The 26,064-nt window shown below is 75.2% G+C and carries 24 protein-coding genes; 10 read left to right on the top strand and 14 right to left on the bottom strand.

The window, feature by feature from the left end; genetic code table 11:
- Positions 1–54: 54 nt before the first annotated feature.
- Together EV386_RS10095 and EV386_RS10090 are read right to left on the bottom strand one after the other, a co-directional pair.
- Positions 55–1,842, bottom strand: coding sequence for a phospho-sugar mutase (locus tag EV386_RS10095; RefSeq protein WP_423218998.1), 1,788 nt, complete (start codon positions 1,840–1,842; stop codon positions 55–57).
- Positions 1,843–1,897: 55 nt separating this feature from the next.
- A complete protein-coding gene (locus EV386_RS10090) occupies positions 1,898–2,749 on the bottom strand; it encodes a purine-nucleoside phosphorylase (protein ID WP_130414640.1) in 852 nt (283 codons plus the stop codon).
- A 29-nt stretch (positions 2,750–2,778) separates the two neighbouring features.
- Here EV386_RS10090 and EV386_RS10085 point away from each other — a divergent pair, with 29 nt between their 5' ends.
- The 3 genes from EV386_RS10085 (at position 2,779) to EV386_RS10075 (ending at position 5,340) form a co-directional block, all read left to right on the top strand.
- Positions 2,779–4,212 carry an NAD(P)H-quinone dehydrogenase gene (locus EV386_RS10085; protein ID WP_130414638.1) on the top strand — a complete coding sequence of 478 codons (1,434 nt, stop codon included), beginning with the start codon at positions 2,779–2,781 and terminating at the stop codon, positions 4,210–4,212.
- Positions 4,213–4,235: 23 nt separating this feature from the next.
- The gene (locus EV386_RS10080; protein WP_130414636.1) at positions 4,236–4,703 is read left to right on the top strand and encodes a hypothetical protein; all 468 of its coding nucleotides are present in this window, start codon (positions 4,236–4,238) and stop codon (positions 4,701–4,703) included.
- Between the two features lie 112 nt (positions 4,704–4,815).
- Entirely contained in the window at positions 4,816–5,340 is a 525-nt protein-coding gene (locus EV386_RS10075; RefSeq protein ID WP_130414634.1) for a VanZ family protein, read from the top strand.
- 10 nt (positions 5,341–5,350) lie between these two features.
- Here EV386_RS10075 and efeB read toward each other — a convergent pair whose 3' ends face one another.
- The 4 genes from efeB to EV386_RS10055 all read right to left on the bottom strand — a co-directional run bounded on the left by efeB (position 5,351) and on the right by EV386_RS10055 (position 9,501).
- Positions 5,351–6,700 (bottom strand): iron uptake transporter deferrochelatase/peroxidase subunit, encoded by a 1,350-nt coding sequence (gene efeB / locus EV386_RS10070; RefSeq protein WP_130414632.1) that lies wholly within the window; start codon positions 6,698–6,700, stop codon positions 5,351–5,353.
- Positions 6,697–7,917, bottom strand: a complete 1,221-nt coding sequence (efeO, locus tag EV386_RS10065; protein WP_130416868.1) for an iron uptake system protein EfeO — start codon at positions 7,915–7,917, stop codon at positions 6,697–6,699. Before efeO ends, efeB begins: the two co-directional genes overlap by 4 nt.
- Before the next feature lie 43 nt (positions 7,918–7,960).
- Entirely contained in the window at positions 7,961–8,812 is an 852-nt protein-coding gene (efeU, locus tag EV386_RS10060) for an iron uptake transporter permease EfeU (protein ID WP_130414630.1), read from the bottom strand.
- 116 nt (positions 8,813–8,928) lie between these two features.
- Positions 8,929–9,501 (bottom strand): NUDIX domain-containing protein, encoded by a 573-nt coding sequence (locus EV386_RS10055; protein WP_130414628.1) that lies wholly within the window; start codon positions 9,499–9,501, stop codon positions 8,929–8,931.
- An 85-nt stretch (positions 9,502–9,586) separates the two neighbouring features.
- On the opposite strand from EV386_RS10055, the gene EV386_RS10050 reads away from it, so the two are divergent.
- Complete coding sequence (locus EV386_RS10050) at positions 9,587–10,552, top strand: phosphotransferase family protein (RefSeq protein WP_130414626.1); 966 nt, start codon at positions 9,587–9,589, stop codon at positions 10,550–10,552.
- A 21-nt stretch (positions 10,553–10,573) separates the two neighbouring features.
- On the opposite strand, the gene EV386_RS10045 is transcribed toward EV386_RS10050, so the two are convergent.
- From EV386_RS10045 to EV386_RS10020, 6 genes are all read right to left on the bottom strand, one after another.
- On the bottom strand, positions 10,574–12,370 hold the full coding sequence (locus EV386_RS10045; RefSeq protein WP_130414624.1) for an ATP-binding protein: 1,797 nt from the start codon (positions 12,368–12,370) through the stop codon (positions 10,574–10,576).
- A gap of 103 nt (positions 12,371–12,473) precedes the next feature.
- Positions 12,474–13,151: a Maf family protein gene (locus tag EV386_RS10040; RefSeq protein ID WP_130414623.1), complete on the bottom strand. Its 678-nt coding sequence runs from the start codon at positions 13,149–13,151 to the stop codon at positions 12,474–12,476.
- A 16-nt stretch (positions 13,152–13,167) separates the two neighbouring features.
- Positions 13,168–14,880: a DUF885 domain-containing protein gene (locus EV386_RS10035; protein ID WP_130414621.1), complete on the bottom strand. Its 1,713-nt coding sequence runs from the start codon at positions 14,878–14,880 to the stop codon at positions 13,168–13,170.
- A 91-nt stretch (positions 14,881–14,971) separates the two neighbouring features.
- Positions 14,972–15,214: an acyl-CoA carboxylase epsilon subunit gene (locus EV386_RS10030; protein WP_130414619.1), complete on the bottom strand. Its 243-nt coding sequence runs from the start codon at positions 15,212–15,214 to the stop codon at positions 14,972–14,974.
- Positions 15,211–15,744 (bottom strand): hypothetical protein, encoded by a 534-nt coding sequence (locus EV386_RS10025; protein ID WP_130414617.1) that lies wholly within the window; start codon positions 15,742–15,744, stop codon positions 15,211–15,213. Before EV386_RS10025 ends, EV386_RS10030 begins: the two co-directional genes overlap by 4 nt.
- A 90-nt stretch (positions 15,745–15,834) precedes the next feature.
- Positions 15,835–17,430 (bottom strand): acyl-CoA carboxylase subunit beta, encoded by a 1,596-nt coding sequence (locus EV386_RS10020; protein WP_130416867.1) that lies wholly within the window; start codon positions 17,428–17,430, stop codon positions 15,835–15,837.
- Between the two features lie 161 nt (positions 17,431–17,591).
- Here EV386_RS10020 and EV386_RS10015 point away from each other — a divergent pair, with 161 nt between their 5' ends.
- Positions 17,592–18,509 (top strand): biotin--[acetyl-CoA-carboxylase] ligase, encoded by a 918-nt coding sequence (locus EV386_RS10015; RefSeq protein WP_242607906.1) that lies wholly within the window; start codon positions 17,592–17,594, stop codon positions 18,507–18,509.
- Positions 18,510–18,542: 33 nt separating this feature from the next.
- Positions 18,543–19,652 (top strand): adenylate/guanylate cyclase domain-containing protein, encoded by a 1,110-nt coding sequence (locus EV386_RS10010; RefSeq protein ID WP_242607905.1) that lies wholly within the window; start codon positions 18,543–18,545, stop codon positions 19,650–19,652.
- 13 nt (positions 19,653–19,665) lie between these two features.
- Here the strand turns inward: EV386_RS10010 and EV386_RS10005 are convergent, their stop codons facing one another.
- Complete coding sequence (locus EV386_RS10005; protein WP_130414615.1) at positions 19,666–20,442, bottom strand: SOS response-associated peptidase; 777 nt, start codon at positions 20,440–20,442, stop codon at positions 19,666–19,668.
- A gap of 89 nt (positions 20,443–20,531) precedes the next feature.
- On the opposite strand from EV386_RS10005, the gene EV386_RS10000 reads away from it, so the two are divergent.
- The 4 genes from EV386_RS10000 (at position 20,532) to EV386_RS09985 (ending at position 24,714) form a co-directional block, all read left to right on the top strand.
- Positions 20,532–20,867 carry a PadR family transcriptional regulator gene (locus EV386_RS10000; RefSeq protein ID WP_130414613.1) on the top strand — a complete coding sequence of 112 codons (336 nt, stop codon included), beginning with the start codon at positions 20,532–20,534 and terminating at the stop codon, positions 20,865–20,867.
- Positions 20,864–21,841 carry a permease prefix domain 1-containing protein gene (locus EV386_RS09995; protein ID WP_130414611.1) on the top strand — a complete coding sequence of 326 codons (978 nt, stop codon included), beginning with the start codon at positions 20,864–20,866 and terminating at the stop codon, positions 21,839–21,841. The genes EV386_RS10000 and EV386_RS09995 overlap by 4 nt, the downstream gene beginning before the upstream one ends.
- Positions 21,842–21,931: 90 nt before the next feature.
- A complete protein-coding gene (locus tag EV386_RS09990) occupies positions 21,932–23,257 on the top strand; it encodes an LCP family protein (protein WP_242607904.1) in 1,326 nt (441 codons plus the stop codon).
- A gap of 80 nt (positions 23,258–23,337) precedes the next feature.
- Entirely contained in the window at positions 23,338–24,714 is a 1,377-nt protein-coding gene (locus EV386_RS09985; protein ID WP_242607903.1) for an LCP family protein, read from the top strand.
- A gap of 79 nt (positions 24,715–24,793) precedes the next feature.
- Here EV386_RS09985 and EV386_RS09980 read toward each other — a convergent pair whose 3' ends face one another.
- On the bottom strand, positions 24,794–26,020 hold the full coding sequence (locus tag EV386_RS09980; RefSeq protein WP_130414609.1) for a pyridoxal phosphate-dependent aminotransferase: 1,227 nt from the start codon (positions 26,018–26,020) through the stop codon (positions 24,794–24,796).
- Positions 26,021–26,064: the final 44 nt, after the last annotated feature.

The raw sequence follows: 26,064 nt of genomic DNA, 5'->3' as shown, positions 1-26,064 counted from the left end.
CGGCCCGAGCCGTCGCGTGACGAGCCCTGGCGGGCGTGCTGGCCCCGCCCTCGGCTACAGGCCGAGCGCGGCGGCGACGTCGTGCTTGAGCGTCGCGAGCGTGGCCCGCGCCTGTGCGCGCGCCTGGCCGACGTCCTCGGACGAGGCGTCGGCCGCGACGTCGCGCACGACCTCGAGGTAGCACTTGACCTTGGGCTCGGTGCCCGAGGGGCGCACGATGACGCGGGTGCCGTCCTGGGTCAGCAGTCGCACGCCGTCGGTCGGGGGCAGGCCGTCGGCGCCCTGCGCCAGGTCGAGCACGTCGACGACCGCCGAGCCCGCGAGCGCGGCCGGGGGCTGGGAGCGCAACCGAGCCATGGTCCCGGGAATGCCGGACAGGTCCTCGAAGCGCACCGAGAGCTGGTCGGTCAGGTACAGGCCGTGCTCGCGCGCGAGGTCGTCGAGCCGGTCCACGAGCCCGCGCCCGGCGGCCTTGAGCCGGTTGGCGAGCTGCGCGATCAGCAGCGCGGCCGAGATGCCGTCCTTGTCGCGCACCCGCTCGGGGTCGACGCAGTAGCCCAGCGCCTCCTCGTACCCGAACACGAGGCCCGGGGTGCGCGCGATCCACTTGAAGCCCGTGAGCGTCGTGGCGTGCGCGAGCCCGTGCCGCGTCGCGATCGCCGCCAGCAGACGCGAGGACACGACGGAGTTGGCGAGCACGGGCCGGTCACCCTCGCCGCCCGCAGGCCCGCCGGCCGCGGGGGCCGCCGCGAGCCGCGCCGCGACGTCGTCGCCCAGCAGCGCGCCCACCTCGTCGCCGTGCAGCATGCGCCACCCCTGCGACGAGGCGGTCTCGGCGCCCTGGTAAGTGCCCATGCGCCGGTCGCGCACCGCGACCGCGCACCGGTCGGCGTCGGGGTCGTTGGCGATGACGAGGTCCGCGTCCGCGTCCTGCGCGACGGCGATCGCCATGTCGATCGCGCCCTTCTCCTCCGGGTTGGGGAACACCACGGTGGGGAAGTCGGGGTCGGGGTGGGCCTGCTCCTCGACGGGCGCCACGTCGGTGAATCCCGCCTCGGCGAGCACGCGGGCCAGAACCTGCCCGCCCACGCCGTGCAGCGACGTCGTCACGATCCGCAGGTCGCGCTGGACCCCGTCACCGAGGGCGACGACGGCGGCGACGTACTCGTCGACGATCTCGGCGTCGAGCGTCGTCCAGCCGGAGGCGGCGCGCGGCACCGCGGCGGCGGGTCCGACGGCCGCGATGCGCTCGGCGATCTGGGCGTCGTACGGCGGGACGATCTGGGCGCCCTGCCCCGAGTCGGTCACGACGCGCCCGCCCAGGTAGACCTTGTACCCGTTGTCGGCCGCGGGGTTGTGCGACGCGGTGACCATGACACCGGCGTCGGCGCTCAGGCGCCGCACCGCGAACGACAGCACGGGCGTGGGCAGCGGCGCCGGCAGCAGCAGCACCTCGACGCCCTGCGCGGTCATCACCGCGGCGGTGTCGCGGGCGAAGTCGGCCGAGCGGCGCCGCGCGTCGAAGCCGACCACGACACGGGGAGCCGCGTCGCCCAGCGCGTCGCGCAGGAACGCGCCGAGGCCGGCGGCCGCGCCGATCACCACGGCGCGGTTCATGCGGTTGGGCCCGGCCGCCATGGCCCCACGCAGCCCCGCGGTGCCGAACTGCAGCGTCGCGGCGAACCGGTCGCGCAGCTCGGCCTGCGCTTGCACGGCGCCCGGCGTGCCGCCCTCGGCGCGCGCCACGAGCGCGCGCAGCTCGGCCTTGTCGGCCTCGTCGACGTCGTCGCGCTCCCACGCGGCCGCAGCGGCGAGCACAGACGGCAGCGAGCCGTCGATCAGGTCGGTCACAACAGTCTCCTGGGGCTGGGGTGGGGCGAGACGTCCGCGCGGCGGATCAGATGAGCTTGACCACCCGCGCGAGCAGGTCGCTGATGACCGGGCCCGCCTTGGCGCCGGCCTCGAGCACCTCGGCGTGCGACAGCGGCGTCGGGCTCACCCCGGCCGCGAGGTTGGTCACGAGCGACATCCCCAGCACGTCGAGGCCGCAGTGCCGCGCCGCGATCGCCTCCAGGGTCGTCGACATGCCGACCAGGTCCGCGCCCGCCAGCCCCGCCATACGCACCTCGGCCGGCGTCTCGTACTGCGGCCCGCGGAACTGGGCGTAGACGCCCTCGGGCAGCGTCGGGTCGACCTGGTGCGCGAGCTCGCGCAGGCGCGGGGTGTACAGGTCGGTCAGGTCCACGAACGTCGCGCCCTCAAGCGGTGAGGCGCCGGTGAGGTTGAGGTGGTCCTTGAGCAGCACGACCTGGCCCGGGCGCCACGAGATGTGCAGGCCGCCGCAGCCGTTGGTCAGCACCACGGTGGTCGCGCCCGTCGCGGCGGCCGTGCGCACGCCGTGCGCGACACGGCGCACGCCGCGGCCCTCGTACAGGTGGGTGCGTGAGCCGAGCACCAGCACGTGCCGCGTCGAGCCGTCGGCGCGCTCGATCCGGATCGAGCGCGTGGTGCCCAGGTGCCCCGCGACCGAGGGCTTGGCGAACCCCGGGATCTCGTGCGACGGAATCTGCGCGACGACGTCGCCGAGCAGCTCCGCGGCGCCGCCCCAGCCGGAGCCGAGCACCAGGGCGATGTCGTGTCCCTCGACACCCGAGACCTCGGCGATGTGGTCCGCGGCGGCGCGGGCGACGTCGAGCGGGTCGGTCGCCGGGTCGTCGAGGTCGGGCACGGAGGCGGCGTTGCTGGTCATGGTCCGAGGCTAGCCTCCCGACTGCGACAATGTCGGCCGTGAGCGCTGACGAGACGACCGATCCCACAGTCCGCGACGGCCACCGTGTGGTGATCCTCGGCGGCGGGCCTGGCGGCTACGAGGCGGCCCTCGTGGCGCGCCGGCTCGGAGCGCAGGTCACGGTGGTCGAGCGTCACGGCCTGGGCGGCGCCGCGGTGCTCACCGACGTCGTGCCGTCCAAGACGCTCATCGCCACGGCGGAGTGGCTCACCGGGTCCGAGGCGGCGCCCGAGCTGGGTGTGCGCGAGGCCGGGCGCACCGACGTCGACCTGGCCGCGGTCAACGCCCGGGTCCTGGCGCTCGCGGCCGCGCAGTCGGCCGACATCCGCGCGCGGCTCGAGCGCGAGGGCGCACGGATCGTGACGGGCGACGGGCGCCTTGACGGGCCAGGACGCGTCGTGGTGCGCGCCGCCGAGGGCGGCGAGACCGTGCTGGACGCCGACACGGTGCTCGTCGCGGTCGGCGCGACGCCGCGCACGCTGCCTACGGCCGTGCCCGACGGCGAGCGCATCCTGACCTGGACGCAGCTGTACCGCCTCGACGCGCTGCCGCGCAGGCTCATCGTCGTCGGCTCGGGCGTCACGGGCGCCGAGTTCGCCGGCGCCTACCACGCGCTGGGCTGCGACGTCGTCCTGGTCTCCTCGCGTGAGCGGGTGCTGCCAGGCGAGGACGAGGACGCCGCCGCACTGCTGGAGGGCGTCTTCCGCGGCCGGGGCATGCAGGTCATGTCGCGCTCGCGCGCGGCGGGCGCCGAGCGCACCGCCGACGGCGTCGTCGTCACGCTCGCCGACGGCCGCGTGGTCGAGGGGTCGCACGTGCTGCTCGCGGTCGGCGCCGTGCCCGCGACGGCGGGCCTCGGGCTCGAGGAGGCGGGCGTCGCGCTGAGCCCCAGCGGGCATGTCGTCGTCGACAAGGTCTCGCGCACCACGGCGCGCGGCGTCTACGCCGCGGGCGACTGCACGGGTGTGCTGCCGCTGGCCTCGGTCGCCGCCCAGCAGGGGCGCATCGCGATGGCCCACGCGCTGGGCGACGCCGTCCAGCCGCTGCGCCTGGGCGACGTCGCCGCCAACATCTTCACCTCGCCCGAGATCGCGACCGTTGGCTACAGCGAGCGGCAGCTGCGCGAGGGCGGGGTGCGTTTCGTGGCCTCGACGCTGCCGCTCGCGCGCAACCCGCGCGCCAAGATGCTCGGCATGCGCGACGGGTTCGTCAAGCTGTTCGCCCACCCCGAGGCGGGCGTCGTGCTGGGCGGCGTCGTGGTCTCCCCGCGCGCGAGCGAGCTCATCTTCCCCATCACGCTCGCCGTCGCGCACCGCCTGACCGTCGACGACGTCGCGAGCGCGTTCACCATCTATCCGTCGCTGTCGGGGTCGATCGCCGAGGGCGCCCGCGTGCTGCACGGGCAGGTGAGCCCGGGCCTGTGAGCCGACGCCAGTAGGCTCGGACGGTGCTCATCCGACTCACCCCCGCCGAGGCGCTCGGGCTCGCCGCCATCGGCGGCACCGGGCTGCCCGCCGCCATCACGTCGGTCGCGGCCGACGGCGACACGGTGCGCGTCACCGCTGACCTGCGCCGGATCGACAATCTGCCCGGGCCGCTCAAGCTCGCGGCCCGCCTCGCGCCGGTCGTGCGCGCCGACCTGCGCGTGCTCGGCTTCGCCGGCGGCCGCGCCACGCTGGGGGTGGAGGTCAACGCCGCCGGGCTGCCGGTCGGCAAGCTCTTGGGCCTGCTCGCCGGTCCGATCGAGGCCCGCCTGGCGGCCCAGGGGCTGCCGCGCGAGGCGATCGACGTGCGCCCCGACGCGAGCGTCGTCGTCGACGTCGAGGCGCTGACCGCTGCGCGGCTGCCGGGCCTCGACGTCACCGACCTGCGCGTCGAGGCCGGCGAGGTCGTCGTGCGCGCATCGGTCGGCTGATGGCGATCTGCTGGCGGTGACGGCGGCCGAGAGGGTCGAGGTGGCGCGCGAGGTGGCGTGCGGCGGGACGGGGCGCCGAGAGCCCGGACCGCGGCGCGGGGCCCACGCTGCCGTGGTCGCGCTGTTCGTCGTCTACCTCGCGCTGCTCGTGTGGGTCGTGCTGTGGAAGCTGGAGGTCCCGCACCTGGCCGAGGGCGCGGTGCGCAAGCTCAAGGTGGTCCCGTTCGGGTCGGGCCTCGGGGCGCGGGCCAACACCGGCGTCGAGGTGGCCGGGAACCTGCTGCTGTTCGTCCCGTTCGGGCTGTACCTGGGCCTGCTGGCGCCCGCGTGGCGGCGCCGTCGCGTGGTCGCGGCGGCGGCCGCGGCGAGCCTGACGCTCGAAGTGGTCCAGTTCGCGCTGGCGCTCGGCAAGGCGGACGTCACCGACGTCATCGTCAACGCCGCGGGCGCGCTCGTGGGGCTCGTCCTGCTCGCGGCGCTGCGCCGCCGACTCGGTCCGCGCACCCGCGGTGTCGTGACGCGGGCGTGTGCGCTTGCGACGGCGCTCGCGCTGCTCGCGTGCCTGGCGTTCGCCGCCTCGCCGCTGCACTTCGGGCCGCAACGGGCGCCGAGCCCGGCGCCGTCGGCGCCGCGGTAGCGCGCCGCGCTCAGGACTCGAAGAGCGCCTGCCCGACGTAGTCGGCGCCGTCGGCCAGGCCCGGGGGCACGGCCCAGACGCCTGATCCGGTGTGGCGCAGGTACTCGCTCATGAGGTCGTTCTTGGCCAGCGCGTTCTGCATGGGCACGAACTGGCGCACCGGGTCGCGCACGAACGCGAGGAAGAACAGCCCCGCGTCGAGCCGCCCGAGCCCGTCCGACCCGTCGGTGTAGTTGTAGCCGCGGCGCAGCATGCGCACCCCGCCGTTGGCGGTCGGGTGGGCGAGCGCCACATGCGAGTCGGGGTCGATGAGCGGCCTGCCGTCGTTGCCCGTGCGCGTGAAGTCGGGCTCGGTCGCCTCCTGCCCGCCCGACAGGGGCGCGCCCGTGCCCTTGGTGCGCCCCACGACGCTCTCCTGCTCGCGCAGCGAGCTGCGGTCCCAGGTCTCGATGGTCATCCGGATGCGGCGGGCCACCAGGTACGAGCCGCCCGCGAGCCAGGACGCGGCCGGGTCGTCGCCGGGCGCCACCCACACGTGCTCGTCGAGGGCCGCGGTGTCCTCCGCGAGGAGGTTGGCGGTGCCGTCCTTGAAGCCGAAGAGGTTGCGGGGCGTGGCCTGCGCCGACGACGTGCGCGACGTGCGCCCGTAGCCGAGCTGGCTCCAGCGCACCTGCGCCGTGCCGAACGCGAGGCGGGCCAGGTTGCGCACCGCGTGCACGGCGATCTGCGGGTCGTCCGAGCAGGCCTGCACCATGAGGTCGCCTCCGCAGCGCGCGGCCTCCAGCGTGTCGCCGGGGAAGTGCGGCAGGTCCGCCAGCGCGTTGGGGCGGCGGGCGGCGAGCCCGAACCGGTCGGGGCCGATGTCGCCGCCGCCGAACAGCGACGGGCCGAACCCGAACGTGATGGTCAGGTTGCCCGGCCGCAGCTCCTGGGCCTCGCCCGTGTCGTCGGGCGGCGCGTCATACGCCCCGCCGACCGGGCCGAGCTCGCCCGCGGGCAGGCCGCGCGTCATGCGCTCGGCCGCGAGGCTCCAGCGGCGCAGCAGGTCGACGACGTCGTCGCGCGACGACGTCGTGAGGTCGAACGCCGCGAAGTGCAGGCGGTCCTGCGCGGGCGTGACGATGCCGGCCTGGCGCGCGCCGCGGAAGGGCACGACGTGGCCGTCGTCGGTGGCGGGGGGCGCGCCCTGGGCGCGGGCAGCGCCGAACCCGCCGGCGAACCCGGCCGCGAGCGCGGCGAGACCCGCCCCGCCGGCGCCCAGCAGGGCGCGGCGGGACGGGTCGCGGCGGGCGGCGGGCGCCGAGGGGGCCGGGGTCTCGCCCGGCTCCTCGCCGCCCTGCCCGGTGACCGGTGCGCTCACAGCACCACGGCGGCGGTGAGCTTGCTCAACGGCTCGCCCAGGGCGTCGACCGCGGCGGCGAGCTCCTTGACCTGGTCCTCGCTCAGGTCGGTGTAGGTGACGAACCCGTCGCCCTGCGTGTACCCGTCGAGCAGCGTCTGCAGGTCGGCGAAGCGCGTGTCGAGCTGCCCGGCGAGCGCGGCGTCCTTGGCCTCCACGACGTCGCGCAGCCCCTCGAACGCGACGCGGGCGCCGTCGACGTTGGCCTGGAAGTCCCACAGGTCGGTGTGCGACCAGATCTCCTCCTCGCCGGTGACCTTGCCGGTCGCGACCTCGTCGAGCAGGCCCTTGGCGCCGTTGCCGATCGCGGCGGCGTCGATGGCCTCGGGGAAGTCGGCGGCGTGGACGCGGTCGTACAGCTCTTGGGTGTCGGCCAGGAGCTGGTCGGCGTACTGCGTGCGCTGCGCGTCGGTCAGCGGCGTGTAGGCCTCGCCGCCGTTGGCGTCGGGCTCGGGCTGCCACAGGTCCTTCTCCAGCAGGTGCCAGCCGGTCCACTCCTGGCCGTCCTCCAGGTCGGCCTCGCGCAGGTCCATGCGCGGGTCGAGGTCGCCGAAGGACTCGGCGACGGGCTCGATGCGCTCCCAGTGCACGCGGGTGGGCGCGTACAGCTCGCGGGCCGCCTCGTCGTCGCCGGAGGTGTAGGCGTCGACGAAGTCCTGCGTGCCGGCCAGCAGTTGCTCGGTCTGGTCCTTGACGTAGGCGACGTACGCCGTGGTCGCCTGCGCGATCTGGTCGGCGACCTCGCCGGTCGGGGCGACGTCGGCGCCGGAGTCGGTGACGGTGAACGGCGCGCGGATGCCGTCGCCCACCATGCCGGGCTTGCAGGCGGTCTGGTACGCGCCCGGCTTGGCGGTCAGCACGAGGTCGCGCGACAGTCCCGGGCCGATGTTCTCGACCTCGCTGACGATCCGCAGCCCGTCCTCGGCGAGCAGGTAGAACTCGGTGACGTCGTCGCCGTTGTTGGTGACCGAGAACACGACGTTGCCCGACGGCGCCGAGGTGGCCGAGAGCGTGCAGGCGTCGGCGGTGCTGGCGACGGTGATGGTCACCGGGCCCTCGCCGTCACCCGACGCGTCGGCCGGGGTGTTGGGCGTGCACGCCGCGGTGGCGAGCGCGACGGCGGCGAGGCCGATGAGCGGGAGAGTCCGCAGCGGGCGGGGCTGGCGGGTCGGCGTCATGCGGGGCACGGGGATCCTTCGGGTCGGGAGGGGGTGGGCGGCGTCAGGCCGCGACGGTCTGCTGCGCCGCCGTCGCGTCGGGGGCGGGGCGCGGATGGCCGAACGTGGTGCGGATGAAGATCGCGAGGGTCGGCACGGCGTAGAGCGTCCAGGCGACCGCCTGAAGCCAGGTCGTGGCCGGGGTGAGGTTGAAGACGCCCTTGAGGAGCGTGCCGTACCAGGACGAGGGCGGGATCTGTGCGGAGATGTCGAACGCGAGCGAGTTCAGGCCGGGCAGGATGCCCGCCTCCTGCAGGTCGTGGACGCCGTAGGCGAGCACGCCCGCGGCGATGACGATCAGCAGCAGGCCCGTCCAGGAGAAGAACACCTTGAGGTTGAGCCGCACGGCGCCGCGGTAGACGAGGTAGCCGAGCACGACCGCGACAGCGAGGCCGAGCACGGCGCCGAGCAGGGGGCGCGTCGACGCGCCGGTGGCCTGGGCGCCCGCCCACAGGAACAGGGCGGTCTCCAGCCCCTCGCGGCCCACGGCGAGCGCCGCCATCACCGCGACGGCCCACTTGCCGGCGTCCACGGCGTCGTCGAGCTTGTGCTGCAGGTCGCGCTTGAGGTGGCGGGCCGTCTTGCCCATCCAGAAGATCATCCAGGTGATCAGGCCGACGGCGACGATCGAGAGCGAGCCGCCGATGGCCTCCTGCGCCTCGAACGTCATGCCCTGCGGGCCGAAGGTGAGCAGCGCGCCGAAGCCGAGCGAGACGACGACGGCGACGGCGACGCCCACCCACAGTTGGGGCAGGCGCTCGCGGCGGTTGGACTTGACCAGGTATGCGACGAGGATGCCCACCACCAGCGAGGCCTCCAGGCCCTCGCGCAGTCCGATGAGGAAGTTGGCGAGCATGACACTCCCGTGCGTCTGGTGATGTGAGGGAAGCCTTACCTTGGCGCCCGGATCGCACAGTACCTGGCGCGATCTGATTTACACAACACGCGGGTGGCGTTATTGCGGGCGGGCGCCTAGGCGCGGGGTCCGGGCGTCTGACCGGCGGCTTCGCTGCCCGAACCGCCCGCGGCCAGAACGTCCCACAGTGCGGGCAGCGCCGCCGCGAACGCGGGCAGCAGGGGTAGGGCGCCGAGCTCGCCCACCGGGACCCACCGCACCTGCAGGCTCTCGGGGTCGCTTGCCTCGGGGTGGACGGCGGCGCCGTCGGCGACCTCGCCGACCACCGTGGTGTAGCGCCACACGCCGTGGTCGAGCACGTGCGCGCCCACCACGCGGACCGCGCGCGGCTCGACGCCCGCCTCCTCCCAGGACTCGCGCAAGGCGCCGGTCACGGCGTCCTCGCCGACGTCGAGCGCGCCGCCCGGCACACCCCACGTGCCGCCGTGATGCGACCACAGCGCGCGGTGCTGGAGCACGACGTCGCTCACCGCGCCGTCACCCGCGCGGCGCACCAGCAGCAGCCCCGCGGCGCCCAGCAGCCCCCAGTGCCGGTGCGGGGCGCCCGCGCCGTCGGGGGAGTACGAGCACTCGACCCACCCGTCGCCCCCGTGCCGATGCGGGGTGAGGTGGTCACGTGTCGCCGGCACCCCGCCAGCCTAGGAGCCGCCGACCCGCCGGGCCAAAGAGTCCAGTGCTTGGAGCACGCGGGTGTGCTGTGCGATCGTTCCGGCCATGCCGTCCCAGCCCGCCCTGCCCGCACGTCGTCGTCCCCGATGGCACGAGGCTCCCAGGGCCGTGCGCGCGGCCATCGAGCACCGTCTCGGCGACGTGGTCGTGGCGGCGCAGTCCCGCGACGGCGGGTACTCGCAGGGTCTGGCCTCGGTCCTGACCACGGCCGGAGGCGAGCGGGTGTTCGTCAAGGCGGTGGGCTCCGAGCACGGCCGGACGCAGTGGCTCTACCGCGAGGAGGCGCGCCGTGCGGCGTTGCTCCCGGCGGGCGTCCCCGCCCCGGCGCTGCGGTGGTCGCTGCGCGTCGAGGACGAAGCCGACCCCTGGGAGGCGGTCGCCTTCGACGTCGGGGCGGGGCGCAACCCGGTCACGCCATGGCGTGCCGACGAGCTCGCCGCGGTCGCCGGACTGTGCGACCGGCTCGCCGAGATCGCGGTCCCCGCCGCCACGCTGCCCGACTACCAGGACGAGGCGGTCCTCGACTTCTGGGGGCGGCTCGCGGGGGGTGACGGCACGGGGCTCGACACCTACGACCCCTGGGTGGCCGCGAACCTCACCCGGCTCGGCGGCCTCGACGCCCAGGTGGCCGACGCCGTCCGGGGCGGCAGCCTCGTCCACGGGGACCTGCGCGGCGACAACGTCCTGCTCGATCCGACCGTGCCCGGCTTCGCCCCGCTCGCAGTGGACTGGCCGAGCGCCGCGCGGGGCGCGGCATTCGTCAACCTCGTCGGCATGCTCCCGGCCGTGCGCCTTGAGGGTGGCCCCGACCCGCAGGACGTGCTGGCCGCGCACCCGCTGCCGCGCGGGACCGATCCTGACGCGGTGACCGCGTTCCTGGCGGGGATGACGGGCTACTTCGTCCACTCCTCGCTCCAGCCGCCGCCTTGGGGCATCCCCCACGTCCGCGCGTTCCAGCGCGCCCAGGCCGAGGTCTGCGTCCCTTGGCTGCGGCGCCGTCTGGGTGCGTGACCCGCCGCCGGGGCGGCTCGGTCAGGTGATGTCGCAGATGGCGGCGCCGGCGGTGACGCCCGCGCCCGGGGTGGCCGTCAGGGAGTGGACCGTGCCGGCACGGTGGGCGAGCAGGGGCTGCTCCATCTTCATGGCCTCCAGGACGACGATGAGGTCACCCTCGGCGACCTGCGCGCCCTCGGCGACGGCGACCTTGACGATCGTGCCCTGCATCGGCGACGTGAGCGTGGTCCCGCTCGCGCCGCCGCGTGAGGCGCCGTTGCGCCGGCCCGCGGGACGGCGCGCCGCCGCGCCCCGTGAGTTGGCGGTGCGCGCCCGGCCCGCAGCGACGCCCAGCCCCGCGGGCAGGACGACCTCCAGACGGCGTCCGCCCACCTCGACGACGACGCGCTCGGCCTGCGGCTGCAGCTCCTCGTCCTCGGGCTCGGTGGGCGCGGGCGTGGCGGGCGCTAGCGCGGCGAGCGCGTCGGCGAAGTCGGTCTCGATCCAGCGCGTGTGCACCCGGAACGGCTCGCCTGCGGGCGGCGCGAAGTCGTCGGCGTCGAGCACCGCGCGGTGGAAGGGCGCGACCGTGGGGATGCCCTCGACCTCGAGCTCGCGCAGGGCGCGGCGGGCGCGCTGCACCGCCTGCTCGCGCGTGGCGCCCGTGATGATGACCTTGGCGATCATCGAGTCGAAGGCGCCCGAGATGGCGTCGCCCTCGATCACCCCCGTGTCGACGCGCACACCCGGGCCCGACGGCCAGCGCAGCCGGGTGATGCGTCCGGGCGCCGGCAGGAACCCGGCGGCCGGGTCCTCGCCGTTGAGGCGGAACTCGATCGAGTGGCCGCGCACGGCGGTGGACTCGTATCCCAGGGGCTCGCCGTCGGCGATGCGCAACTGCTCGCGCACCAGGTCGATGCCGGTGACCTCCTCGGTGACCGGATGCTCGACCTGGAGGCGGGTGTTGACCTCCAGGAACGAGATGGCGCCGTCGGCGCCCACCAGGAACTCGCACGTGCCCGCGCCCACGTACCCGGCCTCACGCAGGATCGCCTTGGACGCGCGGTCGAGCTCGGCCTCCTGGGCGGGGGTCAGGAACGGCGCGGGCGCCTCCTCGACCAGCTTCTGGTGGCGGCGTTGGAGCGAGCAGTCGCGGGTCGAGACGACGACGACGGCGCCGTACGCGTCGGCGAGGCACTGCGTCTCGACGTGGCGCGGGCGGTCGAGGTACCGCTCGACGAAGCACTCGCCGCGGCCGAACGCCGCCAGGGCCTCGCGCACCGCGGACTCGTAGAGCTCGTCGATCTCCTCCATCGTGCGCGCGACCTTCAGCCCGCGCCCGCCGCCGCCGAACGCGGCCTTGATGGCGATGGGCAGCCCGTGCTCGGCCGCGAACTCGCGCACCTGCGCGGACGACTCGACCGGGTCGGGCGTGCCGGGGACCAGCGGCGCCCCCGCGCGCAGCGCGACGTGCCGCGCGCTGACCTTGTCGCCCAGCGTCTCGATCGCGGCGGGCGGCGGGCCGACCCACACCAGGCCGGCGTCGATGACCGCCTGCGCGAACGCCGCGTTCTCCGACAGGAACCCGTAGCCGGGGTGCACGGCGTCGGCGCCCGAGCGCTTGGCGACGTCGAGCAGCTTGTCGGCGTCGAGGTAGGTCTCCTGCGCCCGCGAGCCGCCGAGCGCGAACGCCTCGTCGGCGAGGCGCACGTGCAGCGCCTGACGGTCGGGATCGGCGTAGACCGCGACCGACGCGAGGCCCGCGTCTGCGCACGCGCGCGCGACCCGGACGGCGATCTCGCCGCGGTTGGCGATGAGGACCTTGGTGATGGGCACGGCTCACCGTAGCGCGGCGACCACCCGGGCGACCGGGCCGAAACGCGCCAACGGCCCCGCAGGGCGTTTGGAGGATTCCGCCAAACGCCCTGTCAGACGGTGGTCACGAGCGCACCGCGCGGAACGGCACACCGACCTCGCCGAGCAGCTCGCGCAGCAGCGGCAGCGAGAGCCCGACAACGCCGTGGTGGTCGCCCTCGACGCGCTCGACGTACGGCCCGCCGATCCCGTCGATCGTGAACGCCCCGGCCACCTGCAGCGGCTCGCCCGTGGCGACGTACGCGGCGATCTCATCGTCGTCGATGTCGGCGAAGCTCACCGTGGTCGAGGAGGTCGCCCCCAGCGTCGCCCCGCTGCCGCCGCGCTCGGCGTCGCGCAGGTCGACCAGCCAGTGGCCCGTGTGCAGCACGGCCGAGCGCCCGCGCATGGCCTGCCAGCGCGCGACGGCGTCGTCGGCGTCGGCGGGCTTGCCGAGCGCCTCGCCGTCGAGCTCCAACATCGAGTCGCAGCCGACGACGACGGCGTCGGCGACCTGCACGCCGAGCATGTCGGCGCTCGCCTCCTCGTCCTCGACGCGGTGGGCGACGTCCTCGGCCTTGGCCTGGGCCAGCACCAGCACCGCGTCGGCGGGCTCCAGGTCGCCGAAGCGCTCGCGCGCGGCGGCGAGCACCGCGTCCTCGTCGACCGACGAGACGACGACGGTGGGCCGCACGCCCGCGGAGCGCAGCGTGCTCAGCCTGGCGGGGGAGGCGGAGGCGAGGATGACGTGGACGTGGGGCACAGCCGAACCCTAGCCGTCAGGCCAGCGCGGAGCGCAGCACGTCGAGGCCCACCGAGCCGAGCGAGAGCGCGCGGGCGTGGAACGCCTTGGCGTCCCACGCCTCGCCCGCCGCGGCGCGCGCCTCGTCACGCGCCTGCTCCCACAGACGCTGGCCGACCTTGTACGACGGCGCCTGTCCGGGCCAGCCGAGGTAGCGGTTGTACTCGAAGCGCACAAAGCCCTCGTTCATGTTGACGTTGGCCGCCAGGAACGGCCACGCCTTCTCGGCGTCCCAGCGCCCGCCGCCCCACTGCTGCGGCGCCTGGAGGCCCAGGTGCACGCCGATGTCGAAGACGACGCGCGCGGCGCGCATGCGCTGCGCGTCGAGCATGCCGAGCCGGTCGCCCGGGTCGTCGAGGTATCCGAGGTCGTCCATGAGCTTCTCGGCGTACAGCGCCCAGCCCTCGCCGTGGCCCGAGACCCAGCACAGCAGGCGGCGCCACGAGTTGAGCGTGTCGCGCGCGACGACGGCCTGCGCGCACTGCAGGTGGTGGCCCGGCACGCCCTCGTGGAACACGGTCGTCTTCTCGCGCCACGTGCCGAACTCGGTCACGCCCGGCGGCACGGACCACCACATGCGCCCGGGGCGTGAGAAGTCGTCGCTGGGCGGGGTGTAGTAGATGCCGCCGGTCTGGGTGGGGGCGATGAGGCACTCGATGGTGCGCACCGGGCCCGAGATGTCGAAGTGCACGCCGTCGAGGTCGGCGATCGCGCGGTCGGCGGTCTCCTGCATCCAGGCGCGCAGCGCGTCGGTGCCGTGGAGCTGGTAGCGCGGGTCGGCCTCGAGCGCGGCGACCGCGTCCTGCACGCTCGCGCCGGGCCCGGCGATCTCCTGGGCGACGGCGGTCTGCTCGGCCACGATGCGGGCCAGCTCGTCCAGGCCCCACGCGTAGGTCTCGTCGAGGTCGACCGTGGCGCCGAGGAACTGGCGTGAGAACAGCCCGTAGCGCTCGCGCCCGACGGCGTCGGCCGCCGGCGCCTGCGCGGCCAGCTCGTCCTCGAGGAACGCGGCCAGGCGCCCGTACGCCTCGCGCGCCGCGGTGGCCCCGCGCTCGAGGTCCTTGCGCACGAGCGAGGCGGAGGCCGAGCCGTCGAGCGCGGCCGCGGCCTCTGGGCCCTGGACGAACGCGGTGAAGAACGAGTCGGCGCCCGCGAGCGTGCGCGCCTGCGCGACGCCCTCGCGCACCTGTCGGATGGCCGCGACATTGCCGCGCCGGGCGGCCTCGCGCAGTGAGGCGACGTAGCCGTCGACGGCGCCGGGCAGCAGGTTCAGGCGCGCGGCGATGTTCTCCCATGCCTCATCCGTGCCCGTGGGCATGACGTCGAAGATGTCGCGCAGGCCCTGCACGGGCGAGGCGATGTTGTTGAGCTGGGCCAGCGGCTCGCCCGCCTCGTGCAGCTCGAGCGCCAGGCCCAGACGCTCGCGCATCGCGGCGAGCGTGACGCGGTCGACGTCGTCGGCGGGCTCGAGCGTCTCGAGCGAGCGCAGCGTCGCGCGGTCGAGGTCGGCCTGGGCGTCGTGGCCGGCCGGGGACAGGTCGGTCATGCGGTCGTCGTGGCCCGGCAGGCCCGCGGCGGTCGCGGTCAGCGGGTCGAGGCGCGCGACCTGGGCGACGTAGGCGTCGGCGACGTCGTCGATCGCGGTCCGGGGGCGCGGGGCGGGAGTGGGCGAGGGGGAAGCCGAGGTCACGAGCGCGAGCCTACCCAGCGCCCCCGACGACGTCGTGGCGGGGCTCGCCGCGCGCGCACGCCGCGTCGCGCGCCGTCGGGCGCCGCGGGCGTCAGCTGCGCAGGCTCCAGCGCCAGGCGTCGGCGTGATGGCGGCCCGAACGGCCCCCGAACGTGCGCGCGGTCGCTCCGGCGCCCGTGCCGCGCACGGTGCGCGCGCGGTTGGTCCACTCCGCGATCGGCTGGGCGTCGTCGGGCAGCCCGTCGGCCGCGGCGACGGCGGCGAGCCCCGCCACCAGCGCGGCGACCTCGACCTCGTCGGGCTGGCCGCGCACGATGCGGACGGCCGGCGTCATTCGGCCTCCTCGTCGTCGTCCTCGCCGAACCCCGGGGCGGCGCCGCGCGAGGCGGCCCACTCCACGACGTCGTACCCGCCGTCGGCGAAGCGGTTGGTCGCCTCGTCGCCGACCTCGTCGAGCAGGTCGATCATGCCGTCGAGCGTCATGGCGGCGCCCTCATGCGGCGCCGCCACGACGAACCCGAGGTAGAAGACCTCGGCCTCCTCGGCGGCCTCGACCAGCTCGTGGGCGTGCTCGTCATCGCCGTCGGACGGCTCCCACACCGAGCTGGTCAGGTCCGGGTGCATGCCGAGCGTGTCGTGCAGCGCGTCGAACAGGCCCGCGTTGAGCTGCCCGACATGGTTCTCGAGCGCGAGGATCCGCGGGTCGTCGTCCGACTCGGCGGCGCCGAACTCGGCGCGCACGCCGACCGCGGCCTCGACGTACTCGTGCAGGGTCGCGGCGAGAGCGTCGACGGCGGCGTGCAGCGGCGTGGGGTCGACGTCGGACAGCGGTGCGGGGCTGTGCGTGGTGTCCTCGTGGCTCATTCGGCGATTGTCTCCCAGGGGGCGTGGGGGTTCGACCGGGTGGGTCGGGCCGTGTCGTGTCCGTCACCGCGCCGTGGCGCCTGACGGCTGCTACAGCGGGATGTTGCCGTGCTTCTTGGGCGGCAGGCTCGCGCGCTTGGTCCGCAGCGCGCGCAGCGCGCGCACGATCTGCGCGCGCGTCTCGCAGGGGCGGATGACGGCGTCGACGTAGCCGCGCTCGGCCGCATCCCACGGGTTGACGATGGCCTCCTCGTACTCGGCCGTCAGGCGCCGGCGCTCCGACTCGACGTCGCCGCCCGCGCGCTCGACGTCGGCCAGCGCGCGCCGCTGCAGGATGTTGACGGCGCCGCCCGCGCCCATGACGGCGACCTGCGCCGTGGGCCAGGCGAGGTTGACGTCGGCCCCGAGCTGCTTGGAGCCCATGACGATGTACGCGCCGCCGTACGCCTTGCGCGTGATGACCGTGACGAGCGGGACGGTGGCCTCGGCGTAGGCGTAGATGAGCTTCGCGCCGCGGCGGATGATGCCCTGATGCTCCTGGCCCACGCCGGGCAGGAACCCGGGCACGTCAACGAATGTCAGCACCGGGATGTTGAACGCGTCGCAGGTGCGCACGAACCGGGCGGCCTTCTCGGCCGCGTCGATGTCGAGCGTGCCCGCCATCGACATCGGCTGGTTGGCGACGACGCCCACCGCCTGGCCCTCGACGTGCCCGAAGCCGACCAGCACATTGGGCGCGAACAGCGGCTGGACCTCCAGGAACGACTCGGGGTCGAGCACCGTCTCGACGACCGTGCGCATGTCGTACGGCTGGTTGTCGCTGTCCGGGATCAGGGCGTCGAGCGCCTCGTCGTCCTCGCTGGCCTCGAGCGGCACGTCGTCCTCGGGCGGGAAGGCGGGTGGGTCGCCCAGGTTGTTCTGCGGCAGGTACCCCAGCAGGTGGCGCACGTAGTCGATCGCGTCGTCCTCGTCGGCGGCGAGGTAGTGCGCGACGCCGGAGCGCTCGTTGTGGGTGCGCGCGCCGCCGAGCGTCTCGAAGTCGACGTCCTCGCCCGTGACCGACCGGATGACGTCCGGGCCCGTGATGAACATGTTGGACGTGCCGTCGGCCATGACGATGAAGTCGGTCAGCGCGGGGGAGTACACCGCGCCGCCCGCCGACGGGCCGAGGATGAGCGAGATCTGCGGCACGACGCCCGAGGCGGCCACGTTGCGCCGGAACATCTCGGCGAACTGCGTCAGTGCCGCGACGCCCTCCTGGATGCGCGCGCCGCCGCCGTCGCTGATGCCGACGATCGGCACTCCCGTGCGCAGGGCGAGGTCTTGCACCTTGGCGATCTTCTGCCCGTGCACCTCGCCCAGCGAACCGCCGAACACCGTGAAGTCCTGTGAGAACACGCACACCTGCCGACCGTCGACGGCGCCGTAGCCCGTCACGACGCCGTCGCCCGCAATGCGCTTGGCGTCCATGCCGAAGTTGCGCGAGCGGTGCGCGGCCAGTGCGTCGAGCTCGACGAACGAGCCCTCGTCGAGCAGCGCCTCGATGCGCTCGCGCGCGGTCTTCTTGCCCCGCGCGTGCTGCTTGGCCGCGGCGGCGGCCTCGGGCTCGACGACCGCGGCGGCGCGCCGGCGCTCCAGGTCGGCGAGCTTCGCGGCGGTGCCGGTGACGGCGGCGGGGTCGGTCACAGCCACGGTCGGGCCCGTGGCGGCCCCTGGGGACGCGTCCGGCGCGGTCTGCGGCGCGGTGTCCGGCTGGGTCTGCGTGGCGGCGTTCACAGTTCCCGAGCGTAGTTGGGCGATCCGCACAGATCGATGCGCCCGACGACGCGCGCCGCGGGGATCTTTTGGTGGCATCCCACAACGCGCAGGTGCGGCAGGATGTCCTCGTGGACCCCAACATCCTCGATGTCGAGGCCGTGCGCCACGCCGTGCTGCGCCCCGCGGGCCAGTGGGCGGCCGTCGACGTCGCCCCGACCGTCACCTCGACCAACCTCGCCCTCGTCGAGCGGGCCCGTGCGGCGGCCGCCGACGGCGCCGGGTTGGAGGCGCCTGCGGCGCTCGCGGCCGAGCATCAGACCGCCGGGATCGGCCGCGCGGGGCGAGAGTGGCGCACGCCGCCCCACGCCGCGCTGACCGTCTCGGCGCTGCTGCGCCCCCGTGTCCCGGACTCGGCCCTCGGGTGGCTCCCGCTCATCAGCGGCCTCGCCGTCGTGCGTGTGCTGCGGGCGGTGGGTGTGCCCGCCGCGCTCAAGTGGCCCAACGACGTGCTGCTGCCCGCCGACGAGGAGGTGGCGGGGTTCGGCCCGTGGCGCAAGGTGGCCGGAGTCCTCGCGCAGGTCGTGCCGGTGGCGGGGGGTGGCGTCGTCGTCGGCGTCGGGCTCAACGTGACCCAGACCGCGCAGGAGCTGCCCGTTCCCACCGCGACGTCGCTCGCGCTCGCGGGCGCCGACGAGGCCGCGTGCGACCGCACGGCGCTGCTGGTCGGGCTGCTGCGCGAGCTCGCCGCCGTCGTCGAGCGGTGGTCGGCCGACGACGGCGACGCCGAGGCGCCCGGTCCGGGGGGCGTGCCGTCGCTCGCCGACGAGTACGCGGCGGCGTGCGCGACGCTGGGCGCCACGGTGCGCGTCGAGCTCGCGGGCGGCGCGGGCGCGGTCGAGGGCACGGCCGAGCGGTTGGCCGCCGACGGCGCCCTCGTCGTCGTGCGGGCCGACGGCAGTGTGCGGATCGTCGCAGCCGGGGATGTGCACCACGTGCGACGCGCCTGACCAGCGGTGACGGGTGGCGCCTAGACTGGGCGGGTGACGAGCGACAACCCGCGCGACGGCTCGGCCGGCGACCAGCCCGAGGACCGATCCGCAGCCGCGGCGCACGCCGCCACCGACCTCGCGCCGCACGCCGGCGACGACGCGGCCCACGACACCGCGGCCCGCATCGACCTGGAGATCCTCGGCGGGCCCCGGCGCTACACGCTCGACGACCTGGTGGAGGGCACGGGCCTGTCGCACGAGCTCATCGAGGACTACTGGCGCTGGCTCGGACTGCCCGTCCAGGCGGCCACCGAGCGCTGGTTCACCGACTCGGACATGGAGTCGCTGCGCGAGATCGCGCGCCTGGCCGCGACCCAGCGCCTCGACGAGCCCGCGCTGCGCACGCTCGTGCGCTCGATGGGGCACACGACCGAGCGGCTCGCGCTGTGGCAGGTCGAGGCGTTCGTCGAGAACGCCGCGCGTGAGCGGGGGCTCGACGACGTCAGCGCCCGCCTGAGCGTGCTGGAGACCATGCCGCACCTGGCCGGCGTGCTCGCCCACCAGCTGGAGCACGCGTGGCGGCGTCAGCTCGCCGCGGTGACCGGCCGCTATCTGACCGAGTTCGCGGGCGCGCGCAGCGGCGACCACGACGAGCACAAGCTGCCCCTGCGCCGCGCGGTCGGGTTCGCCGACATCGTCTCGTTCACCAAGCGCACCGCGGGCCTCGGGTCGGAGGAGCTGAGCGAGTTCGTCCAGCTCTTCGAGACCCGCGCGCGCGACGTCGTCACCGAGGCGGGCGGCCGCGTCGTCAAGACGGTCGGCGACGCCGTCCTGTTCATCGCCGACGACGTGCAGCACGGCGCCGAGGTGGCGCTCGGGCTGTCGACCGCGAACCCCGACGGGCCCGAGATCCCCGTGCGGGTCGGGTTCGTGTGGGGGCGCGTGCTGTCACGGTTCGGCGACGTGTTCGGCCCGTCGGTCAACCTCGCCGCGCGCCTGACCGACGCGGCGCAGCCAGGTGAGGTGCTGGTCGACCCGGCGACGGCGGCGCTGCTGGGCACGTCCTCGCGCTACGCCCTGACCGAGCAGCCCGAAGCCGAGCTCCAGGGCCTGGGGTCGATGCGTCCCGTGCGCCTGCAGCGCGCCTACAGCGGGGTCTGAGGGGCGCGGCGCCTCACCGCGGGAGGTCGGCGTCCGCGGGCGCCGGGTCCGAGTCGAGGAGGCTCGGCGCGTTGTTGCGCACCGAGCTCACCAGCGAGGTCACCGGTCGCAGCGCGAACCGGTCGAGCGGGGCGGCCAGGAGGCCCGCGGCCTGCTCGGCGCCCACCGCCGGATCAAGCCAGGCGTCCCAGGCCGCGGCGGGCAGCGCGACCGGCATCCGGTCGTGGATGTGGGCCAGGCCGGCGCTCGCGGCCGTCGTCACGATCGTTGCGGTGACCAACCAGCGCGCGGGGTCGTCGTCGGCCCGGGTGCGGTCGCGCCAGAACTCATACAGTCCGGCGAACATCACCGGCTCGCCGTCACGATGGATCCAGTACGGCTGGCGCGGCGCGGAGGCCCGCGCGGGCGCGCCCGGTGGGAGCGGTAGGCGCCGCCACTCGTAGTAGCCGTCGGCGGGCACGAGGCACCGGCGAAGTGCGAGCGGCCGGGCGAACGCCGGTTTGCCGAGCAGCGTCTCGGCGCGGGCGTTGATCATGCGCGCGCCACCGCTGGGGTCCTTGGCCCATGACGGCACCAGGCCCCAGCGCGCGAGCCGCAGCGAGCGCGTGATCTCGCCCGTGCCCGGCCCGGCGTCGCTGCGCGCGGGCCGCTCGACGACGACGCGCACGGTGTCGGTGGGCGCCACGTTCCACGACGGCGGCAGCAGCCGGACGTCGTCGGCGAGCTCGGCGATGGCGACGTCGTCGGCGAGGTCCTCGGCGTCGCGGAAGGAGGCGTAGCGGCCGCACATGCCGACCATCCTCTCGCGGGCCGCCGACACGGTCGGGCCGGGGGGTTCGGCATAGACAATAGTGTGTGACGCACAGTAAAGTGCGTCGCATGGATATGGATCGCAGCCAGTATCTGCAGGAGTTGAGGCGGGGAACCGTCGCGCTCGCCTGCCTGATCCGGTTGCGCACGCCCGGGTATGGGTATGCCCTGCTGGAGACGCTCACGGCCGACGGGCTCGACGTCGACGCCAACACGCTCTACCCGCTGCTGCGACGGCTGGAGAAGCAGGGACTGGTGACCAGTGAGTGGAACACCGATGAGGCCCGGCCGCGCAAGTTCTACACGACCTCGTCGGCGGGCGCGGACCTCGCCGGCGTCCTGAGCGACGACTGGGACCGGCTCGACGCCGCCCTGCGGCGCCTGCGGGAGGGGACCGAGAGATGACTGACCGAGACGACCTGACCGCGCGCTACCTGGAGGCCGCCGTGGCCCAGGTCCCGCCGGACCAGCGCGACGGACTGCGGCGCGAGCTCACCGAGCGCATCGCCGACACCGTCGACGCCCGACGCGCGGCGGGCGCCGAGCCCGCCGCGGCCGAGTACGCGACGCTCGCCGAGCTCGGGCATCCCGACCGGCTCGCAGCCGAGTACCTGGACCGCCCCCTGTGGCTGATCGGGCCGCGCTACTACCTGCTGTGGCGCCGCCTCGTGCGCCTCGTCGCGCCGATCGCCGCCGCCGCGGGCGCCGTGGGAGCGGCCATCGGCGCCGTCGCCGAGGGACGCACCGCGGCCGCCGTCCTGGGGGAGGCGATCGGCTCGGGCGTCGAGGTGGCGGCGTTCACCGCCGTCGGGATCACCGCGGTGCTGGCCGTGATGGAGCGCAAGGTCCCAGCCGAGGACCTGGACCCGTCCGGCGGGTGGAGGCCCGAGCGCCTCCCGGCGCTGACGGCCCCCGGCGCACGGCGGGCGCGCCGGACCTCGATCGGCGACGCCGTCTGGCTCGTGCTGCTGGGAGCGTTCGTGCTGGTCGCGCCCGGCCTTCCACTCGTGTGGCGGGCCAGCGAGCAGGTCGACGTCCTGAACGCCGACACCTGGGCGTGGCTGCGGTGGGCGCTCGTCGCGATCATCGCCGCCGAGCTCGCGCTGACCGTGGTGGCGCTGGCCCGCGCGCGCTGGTCATGGTGGCAGGCCGGCGCCCGGGCCGCACTCGACGCGGCGACCATCGCCGTCGTCGTGCCGCCGCTCGCGGCGGGCCGCGTGCTGCGCCCCGAGGCCATCGTCGAACTGGGTTGGAGTGACGGCCCCGAACTGCTGGGACCCGGCGGCGTGCTCACGACCGTCGTGGTGCTGGCGGTCGTCATCGCGTGCGTGGCCGACGCCGTGACCGGGTTCGTCCAGGCGGCCCGCGAGCCCCGCTGACGCCTGCGCCCTCGCCCGGGGCCCGGCGGGCGTCGAACCCCGGACGTCGCGGACCCGGCGCACGCGCCGCACGGGCGTTACTGTCCGAGCGTGGTCACCACGCTGCCGCGGCACGCCGCCCACCTTCGAGGGCATCGCGTCCGCCGCGCCCTGGGCATGACCGTGACCGGAGTGCTCGCGTTCGTCGGCGGCGGCGCGGCCGCCGCCTACGTCGACCTGCGCAACGACATCACGGTGTCCGACGTCGACTCGCTGCTGGGACAGCGCACGGACCGCCCGACCGTGTCGGCCGACCCCGACGACCCCTTCGCGGGCCAGGCGCTCAACATCCTGGTGATGGGCACCGACTACCGGGGCGAGGGCAACGACGAGCTCGCCGGCGCCGGCGACGAGTTCCACTCGGACACGACGCTGCTCGTCCACGTGGCGGGCGACCGCAGCCGGATCGAGGTCGTCTCGATCCCGCGCGACTCGCTGGTCGACATCCCCGCGTGCCCGCTGCCGGGCGGCGGCGAGAGCCCGCCGCGCCGCGACGCCATGTTCAACACGGCGTTCGCGATCGGCGGCGGCGACGGCAAGGACGTCACCGGCGCGGCCGCCTGCACCATCCTCACCGTCGAGGACCTGACGGGCGTGCCGATCACCGACCACTTCGTGGTCAAGATGACCGGGGTGATCGGCGTCGTCGACGCCCTCGGCGGCGTCCCGATGTGCCTGCCCGAGCCCGTGCGGGGAGTGAACGTCGACCTCGACCTGCCGGCCGGGCGCCAGACGCTCAGCGGCTACCAGGCGATCAACTTCCTGCGCGCCCGCAAGGGTCACGGCATGGGCCTGGAGCTGGGCAGCGACCTGGAGCGCATCAAGCGCCAGCAGGCGTTCTTGGACTCGACGCTGCGCACGATCCTCGCCCAGAACCTCATCATGGACTCGCCGCGGCTCTACTCGCTGGTCGAGGCGGTGCTGCGCTCGATCTCGACCAGCCCCGAGCTGGCCAGCCCGCGCGCGCTCGCCGGTCTGGCGTGGAGCCTGCGCGGGGTCGACCCCGGTGAGATCGTGTTCACGCCGCTGCCCGTGGTCGACTCGGCGGCGCACCCCGGACGGGTCGAGTGGGTCACCTCGCAGACAGACCCGATCTGGGAGCGCATCGCCGCCGACCGGGCGCCCGGAGCGGGGGACGGTGGCGACGGGGCCGCGTCGACGCCCACGCCGGGGGACACGGCGCCACCCGGCGATCAGACTCCCGGCGATCAGACCCCGCCCGATCAGACCCCGCCCGATCCAACCTCGGGCGATCAAACCCCCGGCGAGACCGCGGGGGATCAGACCCCGGGCGGCACGGACGGCGGCGTCGAGGTCGGCGGCGGCGCGACCTCCGCGCCGACTGCGACGCTTCTGCCGGGGGTGTGTCCGCCCTGACGTGACGCCACGCGCCCGCGGCGCGGGTCGAACGCGCCCCACGCCCGTGACGGCTGCGTGGGCCGACTACGGTCCCAGCCGTGCCCTCCCCGCAGCCCCGGCATCGCGCCGAGCCCCGCACGCGCCGACGGGCGCGTGACGCGGGACGCCCGCGCACGCCCGCGCGGGCCCGGCGAGCGCAGCCCGCGGCGCCCACGCACGGACCACGGCACGCGATCCGACTGCGGCGGTCGGGGGTGCGGCGCGTGCTCGGCCTGGCGCTCACCAGCGCCCTGACGTTCGCGGTCGCGGGCGGCTGCGCCGTCTACCTGGACCTGCGCGCCAGCCTGGAGGTCTCGGACGTCGACGCCCTGCTCGCCGACCGCGACGACCGCCCGGCGCTGCCCGACGACCCGTTCACCGGGCAGCCGCTCAACATCCTGGTGATGGGCACCGACTACCGGGGCGCCGGCAATGACGCGCTCGCCGGAGCGGGCAACGAGTTCCACTCCGACACGACCCTGCTGGTGCACGTCGCGAGCGACCGCAGCCGCGTCGAGGTCGTCTCGATCCCGCGTGACTCGCTGGTCGACATCCCCGCGTGCCCGCTGCCCGGCGGCGGTGAGTCCCGGCCCCAGCGCGGCATGTTCAACTCCGCGTTCTCGCTCGGCGGCGGCGGCGAGCGCGACCTGACCACCGCCGCGGCGTGCGCCATCCTGACGGTCGAGCACCTGACCGGCGTGCGCGTCACCGACCACATCGTCGTCATGATGAACGGGGTCGTGGACGTCGTCGACGCCCTGGGCGGCGTGCGGATGTGCCTGCCCGAGCCGGTGCGCGGCAATCGCTACATCAACCTCGACCTGCCCGCCGGCGAGCAGGTCCTCGACGGCGACCAGTCCATCAACTTCCTGCGCGCCCGCGGCGGACGCGGCATGGGGCTGGAGCTCGGCTCGGACCTGGCCCGCATCGAGCGCCAGCAGACGTTCGTCGAGGCGATGCTGCGTGAGGTGCTGCGGCAGAACGTCATCACCGACGCGCCGCGGCTGTTGCGCACCGTCGAGGCCGTCCTTGCGTCGATCTCCACGGGCCGCGGGCTCGCCAGTCCGACGTCGCTTGCGGGCCTGGCATGGAGCCTGCGCGACCTGGACCCCGCCCACATCGTGTTCACGCCGCTGCCGGTGACCGCGGCGCCGAGCGACCCGAACCGGGTCGTGTGGATCACGCGCGAGGCCGACGTCATCTGGGCGCGCATGATCGCCGACGAGCCGCCGCCGCAGCTCGTCGCGCCCGAGCCGCCGCCCGCGGCAGACGACGCCGCAGACGACGGCGCGACGGGGGAGCCGGGCGCCGACGCTCCTGCCACCCCGCCCGCCGACGCTCCCGCGCAGGAGCCTGGGGTCGAGAGCCCGGCCGAGGCTCCCGCCCCGGAACCGGAGCCGCCGGCCCCGGCGCTGCGCCCGGGCATCTGCCCCTGACCGGCCGCGGCCGGTGCGACCGAGCGGCGCGGGCGCGACCGCGCGGATCGAGCGAGCGCCGCCGGCGGCCGCCGCGGTGTCAGCCCGCCAGCACGCCGAGCCGGGTGACCGCCTCGCGCAGGGTGTCCTCCCGCTTGACGAACGTCAGCCGGAGCGCGTCGCGCAGCCGCGCCGCGGTGGGCGAGCCCGCCCGGCAGAACGCCGTCATCGGGATCGCGACGACGCCCGCCAGCTCGGGCAGGCGCCGCGCCAGCCCGACCCCGTCGCCCACCCCGAGCCGGTCGACCAGCGCCGTCGCGTCCGCGACGACAAAGTACGTGCCTTGCGGCACGACGACGTCGAACCCGGCCGCGCGCAGTCCGTCGCACAGCAGGTCGCGTCGCGAGGCGAGCGAGGCGGCCAGCGCGCGAGGCGTCGCGTCGTCGTCGAGCGCCTGGGCGATCGCGGGCTGGAACGGGGCGCCCGAGACGTAGGTGAGGAACTGCTTGACGGTGCGCACCGCCGTGACCAGCGCGGCCGGTCCATGGACCCACCCGATCTTCCAGCCCGTGAGGCTGTAGGACTTGCCGCTGGAGGAGACGGTCAGGGTGCGCTCGGCCATGCCCGGCAGCGTCGCGAGCGGGATGTGTGCGGCGCCGTCGAACGTCAGGTGCTCATAGACCTCGTCCGTGACGACGACGGCGCCCGTCTCGCGCGCGACGGCCGCGACCGCCTCCAGCTCCGCGCGGGTCAGGACGGTCCCCGTCGGGTTGTGCGGGGTGTTGATCAGCAGCATGCGCGTGCGGGGGCTCGCCGCGGCCCGCAGGGCGTCGACGTCAAGGCGAAACCCGTCGGGCGTCGGGGTGAGCGCGACCGGCACATGCGTGGCCCCGGCGAGCGCGATGACGGCCGCGTGCGCGTCGTAGAAGGGCTCCAGTGTGATGACCTCGTCGCCCGGCCCGGTCAGCGCGAGCACGGCCGCGGCCAGCGCCTCGGTCGCACCCGTCGTGACCAGCACCTCGGTGTCCGGGTCGACGTCGAGGCCGTAGTGGCGGCGCTGATGGGCCGCGACGGCGGCGCGCAGCTCGGGCACGCCCGGTCCGGGCGGGTACTGGTTGGCGCCGCGCTCGATCGCGCGGACCGCCGCGGCCCGGATCGCCTCGGGACCGTCGACGTCGGGGAAGCCCTGACCGAGGTTGATCGCGCCTGTGCGCACGGCCAGCGCCGACATCTCGGCGAAGACCGTGGCCGCGACGTCGCCGGTGGGGGACAGCAGGCCGGTGGCGCGCGCGACGTCTTGCCAGGCGCCGCGGGGGATGCAGGTCATGGGCGCGAGGGTAGCCCCCGCGCGGTCCGCGAGGCGGCTCGGTC

Source organism: Xylanimonas ulmi (assembly GCF_004216535.1).
Classification (GTDB): domain Bacteria; phylum Actinomycetota; class Actinomycetes; order Actinomycetales; family Cellulomonadaceae; genus Xylanimonas; species Xylanimonas ulmi.
The sequence above is the reverse complement of the archived record's forward strand: the minus strand, read 5'-3'. Positions and strand labels throughout refer to the sequence as shown.

Coding starts and splice junctions, on each gene's coding strand:
- EV386_RS10025 (WP_130414617.1), bottom strand. CDS start 15,744: ATGAGCCACGAGGACACCACGCACAGCCCCGCACCGCTGTCCGACGTC.
- EV386_RS10000 (WP_130414613.1), top strand. CDS start 20,532: ATGGATATGGATCGCAGCCAGTATCTGCAGGAGTTGAGGCGGGGAACC.
- EV386_RS10085 (WP_130414638.1), top strand. CDS start 2,779: ATGTCGGCCGTGAGCGCTGACGAGACGACCGATCCCACAGTCCGCGAC.
- EV386_RS10050 (WP_130414626.1), top strand. CDS start 9,587: ATGCCGTCCCAGCCCGCCCTGCCCGCACGTCGTCGTCCCCGATGGCAC.
- EV386_RS09995 (WP_130414611.1), top strand. CDS start 20,864: ATGACTGACCGAGACGACCTGACCGCGCGCTACCTGGAGGCCGCCGTG.
- EV386_RS10030 (WP_130414619.1), bottom strand. CDS start 15,214: ATGACGCCGGCCGTCCGCATCGTGCGCGGCCAGCCCGACGAGGTCGAG.
- efeO (WP_130416868.1), bottom strand. CDS start 7,917: ATGACGCCGACCCGCCAGCCCCGCCCGCTGCGGACTCTCCCGCTCATC.
- EV386_RS10090 (WP_130414640.1), bottom strand. CDS start 2,749: ATGACCAGCAACGCCGCCTCCGTGCCCGACCTCGACGACCCGGCGACC.
- EV386_RS10005 (WP_130414615.1), bottom strand. CDS start 20,442: ATGTGCGGCCGCTACGCCTCCTTCCGCGACGCCGAGGACCTCGCCGAC.
- efeU (WP_130414630.1), bottom strand. CDS start 8,812: ATGCTCGCCAACTTCCTCATCGGACTGCGCGAGGGCCTGGAGGCCTCG.
- EV386_RS09980 (WP_130414609.1), bottom strand. CDS start 26,020: ATGACCTGCATCCCCCGCGGCGCCTGGCAAGACGTCGCGCGCGCCACC.